Source organism: Stenotrophomonas sp. YJH_SMC_110 (genome assembly GCF_059369255.1).
In genome coordinates, this window is record NZ_JCAFSM010000015.1 from 1 (window position 1) to 15,817 (window position 15,817).

The following is a 15,817-nucleotide window of genomic DNA, read 5'->3' on the forward strand; positions in this document are numbered from 1 at the left end:
ATCTGGCGCGGGACGCGACGCGCTCTGCGCGTCGCCCCACACGTTGCTGCGCAACGCGTGGGCCCCTCCCTTTGCCGGCCTCTCCCCGCCCCTGTCGGGGCAGCCCCTCAACAGAGGGGCTTGGTCCTCCAGATGCATCACTGAGATCCGCGCGGTGCGTGGACGCTGTTCCTGCTGGCAGGCTCATCCACGCATGGCGTGGATCTACCGGGGATATCCGTGCGGACGCTGCGGGTTACCATGTACGCATCACCTGCTGGAGCTTTTCCCCATGACCGCTGAAATCCTCGTTCCCGTTTCTTTCGGCGAGCTGCTGGACAAGATTTCGATCCTGCAGATCAAGTCCGAGCGCATCAGCGACGAGGGCAAGCTGGCCAACGTGCGCAGGGAGCTGTCGGCGCTGGAGCAGACCTGGATGGCACACCCGGCGGCCGTGAAGGACATCGCCAGGCTGCGTGCCGAGCTGAAGGTGGTCAACGAGCAGCTGTGGGAGATCGAGGACGACATCCGGCTGAAGGAGAAGGCGCAGGCGTTCGACCAGGGCTTCATCGACCTGGCGCGCAGCGTGTACCTGCGCAATGACGAACGTGCGCGCATCAAGAAGGCGATCAACCTCGCACTGGGCTCGGCGTACGTGGAGGAGAAGTCCTATCAGGATTACGCGCAGCGCGTGTAATCCCGGGCGGCCTGCCGCTCACCCCAGGTGGTCGGCGACGTAGCGTTCGAAGGCAGCGATACCGTCTTCCACGGTGATCAGTTCCATCACATCGTCGAACTCGATCTTGGTGCCCCACTTCAGATCGGTGGCCTGCTTGGCGAGGTATTTGCGTGCCGCATCGTCGTAGCGGTCCACGCAATAGCGACGATCCGAGTACGGGCCGCTGCGGTTCGGATTGCTGGCCGCATGCAGGCCCAGCACCTTGGCGCCCATCGCGTTGGCGATGTGCATCGGGCCGGAATCGGGCGTCATCACCAGGTTGGCGCGGGCCAGCAGGGCGGGCAGCTGCTTCAGCGTGTCCTTGCCTACCAGGTCCAGCGCCGGCGTGTGCAGCTGTGCCTGGATGGCGTCGGCCATGCTGCGCTCAAGTTCGCTGCGGCCGCCGCACAGCACCACCTGCCAGCCGCGCGTAACCGCGTGGTTGGCCACGGCGGCGTAGCGGTCGGCGTACCAGTTGCGGCGCACGTGGCTGGAGCACGGCGAGATCATCAGCACCGGGCGACCATCGTCGTGCCACTGCGCGGCGGCCCACTCATATGCCGACTGCGGCACGGCCAGGTCCCAGCTGACCTCGGTCTGGCGCAGGCCCAGCGGTTCGCAGAAGCTGCCGATGGCATCGAGCACATGGATGCCCGGACGGTCGGGAATGCGTTCGTTGATGAAAAGCCCATGCAGGTCCTTCGAGCGGCTGCGGTCGTAGCCGATGCGGCGCTCGGCCGGAATGAAGGCCGACAGCAGGTTGGCGCGGAACGCGACCTGCATCTGCAGCAGCGCTTCGAAGCGCCCCGGCGGCAGCTGCCTGCGCAGTTCCTTGACCCCGGCCATGCCGCTCTTCTTGTCGTAGGCATGGAAGGTGACGCCGGGCAGGCCGTCGAGCAGCTTGTGGCCGACCTTGTCGATGATCCAGTGGATCGGCGTGTCCGGGCGCGCGGCCTGCAGGGTACGCACCAGGGGCACCACGTGGGTGACATCGCCAAGTGCGGACAGGCGCAGGAGGCACAAGGAGGAGGACGCTGATGCCATGTGTTGTTAGACTCAATGAAATGGTCGCATTCGACGCCAATGAAGCGCTGACGCCATGCCGCGAGGGTCGCGGCATCGGGGCCATTCTGTTCGACCGCGAGCGGCTGCGGCAAGCCGAGATCGGCCTGTTCTCGCCCCAGCACTGGGGCAGCAGGGCCCAGCCGGTGGGCGAGGGCGGCCGCGGCAGCGCCTGGTTCGTCGATGCGCCGTTCGGTGCCAGCGTGCTGCGCCACTACCTGCGCGGCGGCATGGCGGCCCGTATCAGCCATGACCAGTACCTCTGGCGCGGCTCGGACCGGACCCGCAGCTTCGCCGAATTCCGCCTGATGCGCGCCCTGCGCGAGAAAAAGCTGCCGGTGCCACGGCCGATCGCCGCCTTCTACATGCGCGAGGGCCTGCGCTACCGGGCGGCGATCCTGATGGAGCGGATCGAGGGCGTGCGCTCGCTGGCCGACCGCGCACTGGTGGCCGGCCGGGGGGCTCCCTGGGAGGAGACAGGGCGCCTGATTGCCCGTTTCCATCGTGCCGGCCTGGACCATGCCGATCTCAACGCGCACAACATCCTGTTCGATGGCAGCGGTCATGGCTGGCTGATCGATTTCGACCGCGGCGTGATCCGCATCCCGGCGACCGCCTGGCGCGAGCGCAACCTCAAGCGCCTGCTGCGCTCGCTGATCAAGCTGCGCGGCGAGCGCAGCGTGGAAGACGTGCAGAAGGACTACGCGCGGCTGCGCCGTGCCTATGACATGGCCTGGAACCGGGGCACCTGATGGACTGGACGTTGCGTTTCCTCGGCGTCGGCAATGCGTCGGCGGTCGAGCTGGGGTCGCCGATGTCGGTGATCGAGCGCGATGGGCGTCCATGGCTGACCATCGATTGTGGTGGCGAAGGCCTGACCGCGTTCAAGGCGCACTACGGGCAGATGCCGCAGGCGCTGTTCGTCACCCATGTGCACCTGGACCACGTGGCCGGCTTCGAGCGCCTGTTCGTGGATACCTTCTTCAATGCGCACCGGCGCGGCAAGGTGCGCCTGTACGTGCCCGCCACGGTGGTGCCGCTGCTGCACAAGCGCATCGGGGATTACCCGAACGTGCTGGCCGAGGGCGGTGCGAACTTCTGGGATGCCTTCCAGCTGATCGTGGTGGGCGAGGCGTTCTGGCACGAGGGCGTGCGCCTGGAAGTGTTTCCGGTGCGCCACCACTGGCCGGAGACGGCCTATGGCCTGCGCCTGCAGGGCGCGCTGACCTGGAGCGGCGATACCCGGCCGATTCCGGAGATGCTGGCACGCTTCGCCAGTGACAACGAACTGATCGCTCACGATTGCGGCCTGCACGGCAATCCCTCGCATACCGGCGTGGACGATCTGGAGCGTGAGTACAGCGCCGAACTGCAGGCGCGGATGATGCTGTACCACTACGCCAGCGCGGCCGATGGTCTGGCGCTGGCTGCGCGTGGGCACCGCGTGGCGCAGCCGGGGCAGTGCGTGCCGCTGGCGAGCCCGACCGCCCCGCACGTGCTGGCCCAGGACCCGCCGTGAGGGGTACCGGCCAGCCCGCAGATGCGGCGTTGGCTGCCGGGCTGGAGGCGCTGGAGCGCGCACTGCATGCGCCGCAGGTGCGTGCCGACCGCGAGCAACTGGCCGCATTGCTGGATGAGGATTTCAGCGAGATCGGCAGCTCTGGCCAGTGCTACGACCGTGCGGCCGCGCTGGTGGAGATTCCGCTGGAGCGTGCCCAGGTGCAGATCGAATCGGAGCAGTACGCCGTCTGGCTGCTGTCGCAGGACCTGGCCCAGGTGCGCTACCGCAGCCGCCATCACCTTGATGGGCAGCTGCAGCACTGGGTGCTGCGCAGTTCGCTGTGGCGCCGGCACGGGGACAGATGGCGCATGGCGTTCCACCAGGGCACGCCCGAGGCAGGGTAGCGCGGCGCCATGCCGGGCCAAGAATGCGAAGCCGGGGTCAGATCCCTCTGCCATGCAAAGGGATCTGAGCCCAGTGCGGAAAAGGCGGTGGCCCCGCCGGCTGACCTCGGCGCCCGCGTCGATCGATACCGTTGCTGCCTTCCGGCCCTGGCGGGGTTTTCGACCTAGCGTCGCGAGGGGCCGACGGGGCCACCATAGAGACGTTGGCCGCCCGGTGGGCGGCCAGTTCACGGATCAGGGGAAACAGCGCGCGGCGCGCCGGAGACCACAGCCGGACTGCACATCGGGCTGGCCGATGGCAGACGCGCATTCTAGCGCAGACGGGCCCATCGACGCCAGCTTCATGCACTGAATCGGCTGTAACCCGCTCCCGGCGGCAGCGGCCGGTACCCACCCCCGTTGCTAGAATGCCGGCCAGGAGGAACGACCTCCCCCACATCGGGAACCAATGACCAGGACGGCCTGGCCCTACCAAGAGGAGGGCCGTCATGGCCTGGATCTATCTGTTGTTTGCCGGCCTGCTGGAAATCGTCTGGGCCGTGTCCATGAAGCAGTCCGAAGGCTTCACCCGGCTCACCCCCACCGTGGTCACCATCATCGGCATGATCGCCAGCTTCTGGTTGCTGGCGGTGGCCATGCGCAGCCTGCCGCTGGGAACCGCCTATACGATCTGGACCGGCATCGGCGCGGTCGGGGCGTTCGTGGTTGGCATTGTGTTCCTGGGCGAGCAGGTCAGCCCGATGCGGATCGGTGCGGCGGTGTTGATCGTTTCCGGCCTGGTGCTGATGAAACTCTCCAGCAGCTGAATTTATTTACTCATGGCGGGGAATGGATTCTCCGCCACATGCAGCAATATGCATTTTCGGCAAAACCATTTTGTCCGCCCCTGTTATTTGACGCACGTCATAAAAATAGCGCGCGTGATTCACATGCCGCTGGCACCGTCGGTCGCACAGTGCCGCCATTCGTCGGGCGAAATCGGGGAGTTTTCGGCTTGACGGACGCGCTGGCGCACCTGTCCCCGGGTGCGATCGCGTGAAGATGTGAAGATTTTCAGGAGTTAATGCCTTCAGGCCTTGTTCCCGTTGGGGGAGCCGGGGTGGGCCGCATTGTCTCCAAAAAACCTGCCAGCTGTGCCATCCGGTCTTTTCATGGAGATTTACCGATGAACCGCATTTACCGTCTGGTTTTCAATCGTGCCCTTGGGGTAATGCAGGTTGCTTCGGAGGTCGCCCAGAACCCCGGCGGAAGCGCGGTCAGCGCAGGGCGGGTGCCGCGATTGCGGGCGCACCAGCTGGCGGCGGCTTTGGCCGCCACACTGGCCAGCGGATCGGCATTCGCAGCGTGCACGGGCACCACAACCGTAAACTGCGACAGCACCACCAGCATCAACAACTACTCCAACGCGACCAACGGCCTCACGCTGAACATCGACGCGGGTGCATTGCTGCGTACGCCGCCGATTGTAGGCGGCGGCAACGCAGCAACGCTGACCGGCGACAACGTGACGGTCAACAACAATGGCACGATCGATCCGAGCTCGATCATCCTCGCCTCGCCCGGCCTGGTCATCGGCAATGGTTCTGCCAACAACAGCGCGATCGTCGTCAACAACAACGCCAGCGGACAGATCAAGGGTGTCGTCAACATCGCAACGCTGTTGGGCTTCGGTGGACAGGCGCTGGTGGCACAGAATGTCAACGGCACCACCACCATCAACAACGCCGGCCTGATCAGCACGTCGCTGATCGGTGCAGGCAGCGTTTCCGACGCGACCACGGTGGTGACCTATGGTGGTGCAGCCGCCAATGTGGCCAACACAGGCACCATCGACGGACGCGTCGGCCTGGGTGCTTCTGGCGGTAACACGTTCCTCAATGCGGGGGCGGTCAGTGGCAGCGTTCACCTGGGTGATTCAACCGGCGGCAACACCTTCACCGCAGTGTCGGGTTCCAGCGTTGTGAGCGGCGGCGGCAGCGCTCTTGCCGGCGTGATTACCGGTGTCACCGGGGTAAAGGTTGCGGCTGCGGGATCGGTCGACGCCGGTACCGGCAGTGGTGCGGCCAACAACACGCTGGTGTTGCAGAACGTCGTCAGCGGTCCGGGGTCCGGCACCGGCGGAGCGGTGACCACGCTGGGCTGGAACCAGTACCTCAACTTCCAGAAGCTCACCGTCAACAGCGGCACCTGGAACCTGCAGGGTGCGTGGGCGGGTGCAGGTACGACCACGCTCAATGATGGCCTGGTCAATTTCAACAATGCCGGTTCCTTCGGCACAGGGCTGTTCACCGCCAACGGCGGTGCCATCGCCTCCGCCACGGCCGGTCTGAACCTGGCCAACGCTTTCAGCCTTGGTGGCAATCTGTCCCTGGCAGGGACCAATGCGTTCAGCCTGGGGGGCTTGCTGTCCGGTACTGGCGGGCTGACGGTCAACAACACCGGCATCGTTACTCTCGGCGGCGCAAACCTGTTCTCCGGCGGCGTCAACCTCAATGCCGGCGGCCTGGTACTGGGCAATGCCGGTGCACTGGGCAGCGGCAACCTGACCGTGGGTGGCAGCGCTTCACTGGATACGACGGCGGGCTTCACCCTGGGCAACAATCTGGTGATCAATGGCGGGGGCTCGCTGAACCTGCTCGGCAGCAATGCGTTGTCATTGAACGGTTCGATCTCCGGTGCCGGCAACCTGACCAAGAGCGGCGCCGGCACCCTCACCTTGAACGGCGCCAATGCGCTGACCGGCAGTTTCAACCTGGCCGGAGGCGCGTTGGCGCTGGGCGCGGGCGGCAGCCTGTCACCCACCGGTGCGATCACGGTCGGCGTCGGTACCACCCTGGACCTGTCGGCGGCCGCCAACCAGACCATCGGTTCGCTGGCGGGCCTCGGCGGTTCGGTCAACCTGGGCAGCCACACGCTCACCCTCGCGGGGCTGGGCGATACCAGCTACAGCGGCACGTTCGCCGCAGGCACGGGTGGCCTGGTCAAGCTGGGCACCGGCGTGCAGACCTTGTCGGGCGTGAACAACCTCAGTGGCGGCGTGGCACTCAACGGCGGCGGCCTGCTGCTGGGCAATGCTGCTGCGCTGGGCAGCGGTGCGCTCAGTGTCGGCGGCAACGTGACGCTCGATGGAACCACGGGGGCGCTTGCACTGGCCAACGCGGTCAACCTCGGTTCGGGTGCCAGCCTCAATCTGCTCGGCAACCAGGCGTTGACGTTCAACGGCGTGATCGGTGGCGCCGGTGGCCTGGTCAAGAGCGGTGCGTCGTCGCTGACGCTCAATGGCGCAAACACCTTCGGCGGCGGCGTGGCGTTCAATGCCGGCAGCCTGGTGCTGGGCAACGCTGGAGCACTGGGAACCGGTGCGCTGAATGTTGGTGGCGTGGTGTCGCTCGACACCAGCGCGGCGCTTGCGGTCGGCAATGGCATCACGCTGGGCGCGGGTGGCTCGCTCAATGTGCTGGGCTCGAACGCATTGACGCTGGGCGGCGCCATCGGTGGCACCGGCAGCCTGGTCAAGAACGGTGCCGCCACGCTTACGCTGGGTGGCGCAAATACCTTCACCGGCGGCCTGGCGATCAATGCCGGCAAGGTTGCGGTGGGCAGCGGCGGAAGCCTGGCCGCCGGCGGTGCGGTCAGCCTGGCCGGCGTTGGCGCGGACCTGGACATCTCGCTCGGCGGCAACCAGACCATCGGCGCGCTGTCCGGTATTGCCGGCAGCACGGTGACGCTGGGCAGCAGCACGCTCACCTTCGGTGATGCCACCAACCAGACGTTCGCCGGCGTGATCGGCGGCACCGGTGGCCTGATCAAGCAGGGCACCGGCGTGCAGACGCTGAGCGGCGCCAACACCTTCAGTGGCGGCGTGAATCTGACGGCGGGTGGCCTGCTGCTGGGCGACAGCAGTGCGATCGGCAGCGGGGCGTTGACGGTCAGTGGCAACGGTTCGCTGGATGCCACGACAGCGCTGAACCTGGGCAATGCGATCAACCTCGGCGCGGTCCTGACCCTGCCGGGCAGCCAGAACCTGGCCCTGGCCCTGGCCGGCAACATCACGGGCACCGGCAGCCTGGTCAAGAACGGCGCGGCGACACTGACCTTGAACGGTACCAACACCTTCAGTGGTGGACTGAACGCAAACGCTGGCGCCCTGCTGCTGGGCAACAGCGGCGCACTCGGCACGGGGACGCTGGGCATCGGTGGCAACGTCTCGCTCGACGGCAGTGCGCCGCTGAACCTGGGCAACAACGTGGCACTGGGTGCAGGCGCCGCGTTGTCGCTGCCGGGTTCGCAGTCGATCACGCTGGGTGGGGTGGTGTCCGGTGCGGGCAGGCTGGTGAAGAACGGTGCCACCACCTTGACCCTCAATGGCGCCAACAGCTTCGGTGGCGGGCTGACCGTCAACGGCGGCGGCCTGCTGCTGGGCAATGCCGGCGCGCTGGGCACCGGTGCATTGTCGGTGGGGGCCAATACCACGCTGGACAGTTCGGTGGCGCTGGACCTGGCCAACAGCGTCAACCTCGGCGCCGGTGCGGTGCTGGATCTGCTGGGCAGCCAGAACGTGTCGCTGGGGGGCGTCATCAGCGGCACCGGCGGGCTGGTCAAGAACGGTGCGGCGACACTGGCGTTGAATGGCGCCAATACGTTCAGCGGGGGCGTCGGGCTCAACGCGGGCGTACTGCAGCTTGGCAACGCACAGGCGCTGGGTACCGGCCAGCTGGACGTGGGCGGCAACGCTTCGCTGGATGCCACTGCGGCGCTTTCGGTGGGCAACACCCTCGGCCTCGCCGCCGGCGCCAACCTCACCGTGCTGGGCAGCAATGACCTGACGCTGACCGGTCCGGTGTTCGGCGCCGGCGGGCTGATCAAGGATGGCGCGGCGCGCCTCACGCTGTCTGGCGCCAACACGTTCGGGGGTGGCACCACCGTCAACGCCGGCACGCTGGCGCTGGGGGCCGGTGGCAGCCTTGCCGCGGCCGGTGCGGTGGATCTTGCCGGCGCCGGTGCGACGCTGGACATCTCCGCAGCCGGTGCCGCGCAGACCATTGGCGCACTCAACGGCGTCGCAGGCAGCCAGCTGGCGCTGGGCGCGCAGTCGCTGACCTTTGGCGGCGCCGGCAACGGCAGCTTTGCCGGCGTGATCGGTGGCACTGGCGGCCTGGTCAAGACGGGTACCGGCGTGCAGACGCTGTCCGGTGCCAACACCTTCAGTGGCGGTGTTGCACTCAACGCGGGTGGCCTGATCCTCGGCAATGCCAGCGCGCTCGGCACCGGTGCGCTGGGCATCGGTGGCACCACCACGCTGGACAGCACGGTGGCGTTGAACCTGGCCAATGCAGTGAACTTCGGTGCGGGCACGCAGCTGACGCTGGGCGGCAGCAACGATGTCACGCTCGGTGGCGTGGTGGCCGGCAATGGCAGCCTGGTCAAGAACGGTACGGGCCTGCTGACCCTCAACAACACCAACACCTTCGCTGGCGGCCTGACCCTGAACGGTGGTGGCCTGGTCGTCGGTGCGGATGGTGCGCTTGGTACCGGCGCGCTGGCGGTGAATACCAGCACCACGCTGGATGCGGGCGCGGCAGTGACGCTCGGCAATGCGGTCACGCTGGGCTCGGGCGTTGCACTGACGGTGCCGGGCAGCAATGCGCTGACGCTGTCGGGCGTGGTCGGCGGCAATGGCAGCCTGATCAAGAACGGCGCTACCACGCTGACGCTGTCCGGTGCCAACACCTACACCAGCGGTACCACCATCAATGCCGGCACGCTGGCGCTGGGCACGGGCGGCAGCCTGGCTGCGGCGGGTGACGTCACGTTGGGGGCGGGCGCCGGCTTCGATATCTCCGGTGCCGGCAGCAGCCAGACCATCGGCGCACTCAATGGTCTGGGCGGCAGCACGCTGGCGCTGGGCGGAAACTCATTGACGTTCGGTACGGCCGGCAACGCCGCGTTCGACGGCGTGATCAGTGGCGGCGGGGGGCTGGTCAAGGTGGGCGCGGGCGTACAGACGCTGTCCGGTGCCAACACCTTTGGCGGCGGCGTGACCCTCAATGCAGGCGGGCTGGTACTCGGCAATGACGCGGCGCTGGGCACCGGTGCATTGACGGTCGGCGGTGCTGCCACGCTGGATACCACCGGCCTGGCAACGCTGGCCAACAACATCGCGCTCAACGCCGGGCTGACTGTGCTCGGGACCAACGCACTGACGCTCAACGGCGTCCTTTCCGGTGCCGGCAGCCTGACCAAGAACGGCAGCGCGACGCTGACCTTGAATGGCATCAACAGCTATACCGGTGGCACCAACATCAACGCCGGCACGCTGGCGCTGGGGGCCGGTGCCAGCCTGGCGGCGAGCGGTACCGTGAACCTCGCCACAGGTGCCACGCTGGATCTGTCTGCCGGCAGCGGCACGCAGGTGTTCGGAACCCTGGTCGGCAACGGTACGGTGAACCTCGGCGCCAACTCGATCGAAGTCGGCGGCGCCACCAATGGCACCTTCAGTGGCTCGATCGCAGGCACGGGTGGCCTGACCAAGGTCGGTACGGGCATCGAGACGCTGACCGGTGCCAACACCTACACCGGCGGCACCTTCATCACTGCCGGTACGCTGGCGATTGGTCCGGGCGGCAGCCTTGCAGCCACCGGCGCGGTGACGCTGAGCGCTGCAGGCACCGGCTTCGATATCTCCACCGCAGGTGCCAACCAGACCATCGGCTCGTTGAACGGCGTGGCGGGCTCGACGGTGAGCCTGGGTGCACAGACGCTGACACTCGGTGGTGTGGGCAACAGCCTCTTCGATGGCGCGATTTCCGGCACCGGTGGCCTGGTCAAGAATGGCGCCGGCGTCCTCACACTGGGAGGCGCCAATCTGTTCAGTGGTGGCGTCGCACTCAACGGTGGTGGCCTGGTGGTCGGCAACAACGCTGCGCTCGGCAGCGGTGCGCTGGCAGTGGGCGGCAACGCGACGCTGGATGCATCGACAGGCGTCAACCTGGCCAACAACATCGGGCTCGCAGCGGGCGCGAACCTCGACCTGCTTGGCAGCCAGGCGCTGACACTGGGCGGTGTGATTTCCGGTACCGGCGGCCTGGTCAAGGACGGTGCGGCCACCGTGACCCTGAGCGGTGCCAACACCTACACCGGTGGTACCACCATCAACAACGGCACGCTGGCGATCGGCGCGGGTGGCAGCCTCGCCGCGACCGGCGCGGTGAACCTGGCCGGTGCCGGCACGTTCGACATTTCGGCGGGCAACCAGGCCATCGGCTCGCTGGCCGGCGTCGCCGGCAGTACGGTGGCGCTGGGTGGCAGCACGCTGACCCTGGGCGGCAACGTGGACAGCACCTTCAGCGGTGCGATCAGTGGCAACGGCGGTCTGGTCAAGAACGGCGCAGGCGTGCAGACGCTCAACGGCGGCAGCACCTTCAGTGGCGGCGTAACGCTCAACGCCGGCGGCCTGGTGGTCGGCAACAATGCTGCGCTGGGCACCGGTGCGGTGACGGTCGCAGGCGCTGCGACGCTCGATTCGAACACAGCGGTCACCCTCGCCAACAACTTCACCCTCAACAACGCGTTGACCGTCCTCGGCAGCAACAACCTCACCCTCAACGGCAACCTGAGCGGCACCGGCAGCCTGACCAAGGAGGGAGCCGCAACGCTGACCCTGAACGGCACCAACACCTACACCGGTGGCACCAACATCAACGCCGGTACATTGGCACTGGGTGCTGGCGCGAGCCTGCACGCCAGTGGCATCGTCAACCTGGCCTCGGGTGCGATCTTCGATCTGTCGGCGGGCAGCGGCACGCAGCAGTTCGGCACACTGGTCGGCAACGGTACGGTGAACCTGGGGGCCAACACGCTGACGATCGGTGATGCCAGCAATGGCACGTTCAGTGGTTCGTTGGCCGGCTCGGGTGGCCTGATCAAGGAAGGCTCGGGGACCCAGACGCTGACCGGCACCAACACCTTCACCGGGGGTACCACCATCAACGCCGGCACGCTGGCGATCGGCGCCGGTGGCAGCCTGGCGGCGACCGGTGCGGTGAACCTGGCCAATGCCGGTACCACCTTCGACATCAGCGCGGGTGGTGCGCAGGCGATCGGTTCGCTGGCAGGCGTGGCGGGTTCGACCGTTGTGCTGGGCGGCAGCACGCTGACCCTCAATGGCGTGGGCAATACCACGTTCGCCGGCACCATCGGAGGGGCCGGTGGCCTGGTAAAGAACGGCGCAGGCATCCAGGGCTTGACTGGCGTCAACGTCTTCACGGGCGGCGTGACCCTCAATGCCGGTGGCCTGCTGCTGGGCAACGACGGTTCGCTGGGCACCGGCGCGCTGACCGTGGGCGGCAACGCCAGCCTGGACGGCACCAGCGCGCTGACCCTGGCCAACACCGTGCAGCTGGCCAATGGCACGCTGACCCTGGCGGGCAGCAACGCGCTGACCTTGAATGGCCCGATCAGCGGCGCTGGCGGCCTGCTGAAAGATGGCGCGGCAACCGTCACCCTGGGCGGCGCCAGCACCTACACCGGTACCACCACCATCAACAGCGGCACGCTGGCGGTGGCGGCCGGTGGCAGCCTGTCCGGTGCCAGCACGGTGAACCTGTCCGGTGCCGGCACGTTGGACATCAGTGCCGGTGGCAGCCAGAGCATCGGTGGCCTGGCCGGCGTGACCGGATCCAGCGTGGTGCTGGGCGGTGCGACCCTGACCACCGGCGGCAACAACGGCAGCACCACCTTCGGCGGTGTGCTCAGTGGCACTGGTGGCCTGGTGCAGAGCGGCACCGGCACGCTGACCTTGAGCGGCGACAACGTCTATACCGGCGGCACCACCATCAATGGTGGCAGCACGCTGCAGATCGGCAACGGCGGCAGCACCGGCTCGGTGCTGGGCGACATCACCAACAATGGCAGCCTGGTCTACAACCTGGGCACGACGGCAACCGTGGGCGCGGTGGTCAGTGGCAGCGGCGGCCTGACCCAGGCCGGTAGTGGCACGCTGGTGCTGACCGGCAACAACACCTACACCGGCGGTACCACCATCAATGCCGGCGGCACGCTGCAGGTGGGCAATGGCGGTGCGACCGGCGCGATCGTCGGTGACATCACCAACAACGGTGCGCTGGTGTCCAACGTGGCCGGCAACACCTTGCTGGGCGGCACCATCAGCGGCACCGGTGGCCTGACCCAGGCCGGTGCCGGTACGCTGACCCTGACCGGCAACAACACCTATACCGGCGGTACCACCATCAATGCCGGTGGCACGCTGCAGGTGGGCAATGGCGGTGCCACCGGTGCGATCACCGGCAATGTCGCCAACAACGGCAGCCTGGTCTTCGACGTCGCGGGCAACACCACCGTCGGCGGCGCGATCAGTGGCAGTGGTGGCCTGACCCAGGCCGGCAGCGGGGTGCTGACCCTGGTCGGCAACAACGCCTACAGCGGCGGTACCACCATCAATGCCGGCGGCACGCTGCAGGTGGGCAATGGCGGTACAACCGGCGCCATCGCCGGCGACATCACCAACAATGGTGCGTTGATTTCCAACGTGGCCGGCAACACCGCGCTGGGCGGCACCATCAGTGGCAGTGGCGGCCTGACCCAGGCCGGCAGCGGTACGCTGCTGCTGACCGGCACCAACACCTACACCGGCGGTACCACCATCAATGCCGGTGGCACGCTGCAGCTGGGCAATGGCGGTGCGACCGGTTCGATCGTCGGTGATGTCACCAACAATGGCACGCTGCTGTCCAACGTGGCCGGCAACACCACGCTGGGCGGCACCATCAGCGGCAGTGGCGGCCTGACCCAGGCCGGCAGCGGCACGCTGACCCTGACCGGCAACAACACCTATACCGGCCCGACCACCATCAACGCCGGTGGCACGCTGCAGGTTGGCAATGGCGGCGCGACCGGTGCGATCGGCGGCAGTGTCGTCAACAACGGCAGCCTGGTGTTCAACGTGGGTGGCAACAGCACCGTCGGCGGCGCCATCAGCGGCAGCGGCGGCCTGACCCAGGCCGGCACCGGCACGGTGGTCCTGGCCGGCAACAACACCTATACCGGCGGCACCACCATCAACACCGGCGGCACGCTGCAGGTCGGCAACGGTGGCGCGAGCGGTGCGATCACCGGCAACGTCAGCAACAACGGCAGCCTGGTGTTCAATGTGGGTGGCAACAGCACCGTCGGCGGCACCATCAGCGGCAGCGGCGGCCTGACCCAGGCCGGCACCGGCACCGTGATCCTGACCGGCAACAACACCTATACCGGTGGCACCACCATCAACGCCGGTGGCACGGTGCAGGTCGGCAACGGTGGGGCCAGCGGCGCGATCACCGGCAACATCACCAACAACGGTGGCCTGGTGATCAACACCGGTGGCACCACCACGCTGGGCGGCAGCATCAGCGGCGGCGGCAGCATCGTGCAGGCCGGCCCCGGTGGCCTGAACCTCGGCGGCAACAGTGGTGGCTTCAACGGTACCGGCCAGGTCACCGGCGGCGGCCTGAATGTCACCGGCACCATCGGCGGCCAGTGGACCATCGGCAGCGGTACCACGCTGTCCGGCACCGGCACCATTGGTGGCACCGGCGGTGGCGTGACGGTGTCCAGTGGTGGCGTGCTGTCGCCGGGTAATGGCCCGGGCAACGGCAGCGGCACAGGCAATGGCACCGGCACGATCACCGTGGGTGGCAACCTGACCCTGTCGCCGGGCAGCACGCTGGGCATCGATCTGGGTGCCAGCGGCAGCGATACGGTACAGGTGGGCGGCAGCGCCAACGTGGGTGGCAGCACCGTAAAGGTGAACACCATCTCGCCGAGCACCAGCTACCAGCAGGGCCAGCAGTACACGGTGATCAACGCGGGCGGTGGGGTGAGCGGGCAGTTCGCCTCGGCGAACTCGCCGTCGGCCTTCCTGACCATCACCCCGGTCTACACCGCCAACACCGCCAACCTGCAGATCGACGTGGCGCAGACGGCGGCGTTCACCACCGTGGCCAACACGCGCAACCAGTACAACACCGCTGCGGCGCTGGACAGCCTGCCGCAGAGTGGCGCGGCGCTGGGCCTGTACAACACGGTGCTGCTGTATGACGCCAGCACTGCGCGCAGCGCATTCGACCAGCTCTCCGGCGAAGTGCACGTTGCCAGCCGCGCGGTGCTGCTGTACGACAACTACCTGGAAGAGGGCATCCGCCAGCGCCTGGGCAGTGAGCTGCCGACCGTGCGTGGTGAGCGTGCCTCGGCCTGGCTGGCCGGTAGCGGCAAGGTGTTCAAGCAGGATGGCGATGGCAATGGCGATGAGATCCGTTCCAATCGCAATGCGGTGATGGCGGGTGTGGACTGGCAGCTGGGTGAACACGTGGTGCTGGGTGCGGCGGCCGGCAACGAACGGCTGGATACGCGCCTGTACGAGCGCAGTTCGCGCGCCCGCCTGCGCGGCAACACGTTCGGCCTGTATGCACAGGGACAGTGGAACAACGGCTTTGCGGTCGGTGGCAGCGTGTCGCGCGGTGACTACCGCACGCGCACCACGCGTGAAGTGCCTCTGCTGGGCCAGACCCTGTACAGCCGCCAGGATTCGGACGTGACCATCGCCCAGGTCGAAGGCAGCTGGACCTGGACCCATGGCAGGACCCAACTGCAGCCGTACGTGCAGTTCACCCGGCACTGGGTCGACAGTGATCGTGCGCTGGAGCAGGGTGGCAGTGCCGCACTGGTGCTGGAAGGCGGCAAGGACACGCTCAACGTCAGCACGGTGGGCGTGCGGGGCCGCTGGGACGTGGGTAGCGGCGCGCGCTTCCCGGCGCAGCTGACCGTCGGCCTGGGCTGGCAGCATGCATCGGGTGACACCGATGTGGCCAGCCGCAACCGCTTCGCGGTCGGTGGCGATGCCTTCGATGTCTACAGCGCGGTGATGGCACGCAATGCGCTGGTCAGCCAGCTCGGCGTGGCGGTCGGCCTGGGTCGCAACAGCCAGCTGTCGATGTTCGTGCAGGGCCAGCACGGTGATGGCCGCCGCGATGTCGGCGGGCAGATCAACCTGCGGGTAGGCTTCTAAGCGGGGCGGGCCAGCGGTAGATCCACGCGCTGCGTGGATCTACCGGCGCGGAGGGAGTGAGACCTCCCGCGCCACGGTGTCGGCACTGC

Annotated in this window: 7 protein-coding genes and 1 other RNA gene; 6 read left to right on the plus strand and 2 right to left on the minus strand. The window is 67.5% G+C overall.

What is annotated here, in order from left to right:
• Positions 1-271: 271 nt before the first annotated feature.
• Entirely contained in the window at positions 272-676 is a 405-nt protein-coding gene (locus tag AC5P6H_RS18880) for a DUF6165 family protein (protein ID WP_014646159.1), read from the plus strand.
• An 18-nt stretch (positions 677-694) separates the two neighbouring features.
• On the opposite strand, the gene AC5P6H_RS18885 is transcribed toward AC5P6H_RS18880, so the two are convergent.
• Positions 695-1,741, minus strand: a complete 1,047-nt coding sequence (locus tag AC5P6H_RS18885) for a glycosyltransferase family 9 protein (RefSeq protein WP_046429133.1) — start codon at positions 1,739-1,741, stop codon at positions 695-697.
• Between the two features lie 20 nt (positions 1,742-1,761).
• On the opposite strand from AC5P6H_RS18885, the gene AC5P6H_RS18890 reads away from it, so the two are divergent.
• The 3 genes from AC5P6H_RS18890 to AC5P6H_RS18900 are packed head-to-tail and all read left to right on the plus strand — an operon-like array spanning position 1,762 to position 3,664.
• Complete coding sequence (locus AC5P6H_RS18890) at positions 1,762-2,511, plus strand: 3-deoxy-D-manno-octulosonic acid kinase (protein WP_495202960.1); 750 nt, start codon at positions 1,762-1,764, stop codon at positions 2,509-2,511.
• Complete coding sequence (locus AC5P6H_RS18895; RefSeq protein WP_134808554.1) at positions 2,511-3,278, plus strand: MBL fold metallo-hydrolase; 768 nt, start codon at positions 2,511-2,513, stop codon at positions 3,276-3,278. The genes AC5P6H_RS18890 and AC5P6H_RS18895 overlap by 1 nt, the downstream gene beginning before the upstream one ends.
• The gene (locus tag AC5P6H_RS18900) at positions 3,275-3,664 is read left to right on the plus strand and encodes a nuclear transport factor 2 family protein (RefSeq protein WP_495202961.1); all 390 of its coding nucleotides are present in this window, start codon (positions 3,275-3,277) and stop codon (positions 3,662-3,664) included. Before AC5P6H_RS18895 ends, AC5P6H_RS18900 begins: the two co-directional genes overlap by 4 nt.
• Before the next feature lie 90 nt (positions 3,665-3,754).
• On the opposite strand, the gene ffs is transcribed toward AC5P6H_RS18900, so the two are convergent.
• An RNA gene (gene ffs, locus AC5P6H_RS18905) (signal recognition particle sRNA small type) lies at positions 3,755-3,851 on the minus strand.
• 301 nt (positions 3,852-4,152) lie between these two features.
• On the opposite strand from ffs, the gene AC5P6H_RS18910 reads away from it, so the two are divergent.
• Both AC5P6H_RS18910 and AC5P6H_RS18915 read left to right on the plus strand, forming a co-directional pair.
• Positions 4,153-4,470 carry a DMT family transporter gene (locus AC5P6H_RS18910; protein WP_005415486.1) on the plus strand — a complete coding sequence of 106 codons (318 nt, stop codon included), beginning with the start codon at positions 4,153-4,155 and terminating at the stop codon, positions 4,468-4,470.
• Between the two features lie 359 nt (positions 4,471-4,829).
• Positions 4,830-15,728 (plus strand): autotransporter-associated beta strand repeat-containing protein, encoded by a 10,899-nt coding sequence (locus AC5P6H_RS18915; protein ID WP_495202962.1) that lies wholly within the window; start codon positions 4,830-4,832, stop codon positions 15,726-15,728.
• The last annotated feature ends 89 nt before the right edge of the window (positions 15,729-15,817 follow it).

What these genes read in the sequence shown, in the direction of transcription:
- AC5P6H_RS18885 (WP_046429133.1), bottom strand. Translation starts at nt 1,741, where the DNA reads ATGGCATCAGCGTCCTCCTCCTTGTGCCTCCTGCGCCTGTCCGCACTT.
- AC5P6H_RS18915 (WP_495202962.1), top strand. Translation starts at nt 4,830, where the DNA reads ATGAACCGCATTTACCGTCTGGTTTTCAATCGTGCCCTTGGGGTAATG.
- AC5P6H_RS18890 (WP_495202960.1), top strand. Translation starts at nt 1,762, where the DNA reads ATGGTCGCATTCGACGCCAATGAAGCGCTGACGCCATGCCGCGAGGGT.
- AC5P6H_RS18895 (WP_134808554.1), top strand. Translation starts at nt 2,511, where the DNA reads ATGGACTGGACGTTGCGTTTCCTCGGCGTCGGCAATGCGTCGGCGGTC.
- AC5P6H_RS18910 (WP_005415486.1), top strand. Translation starts at nt 4,153, where the DNA reads ATGGCCTGGATCTATCTGTTGTTTGCCGGCCTGCTGGAAATCGTCTGG.
- AC5P6H_RS18880 (WP_014646159.1), top strand. Translation starts at nt 272, where the DNA reads ATGACCGCTGAAATCCTCGTTCCCGTTTCTTTCGGCGAGCTGCTGGAC.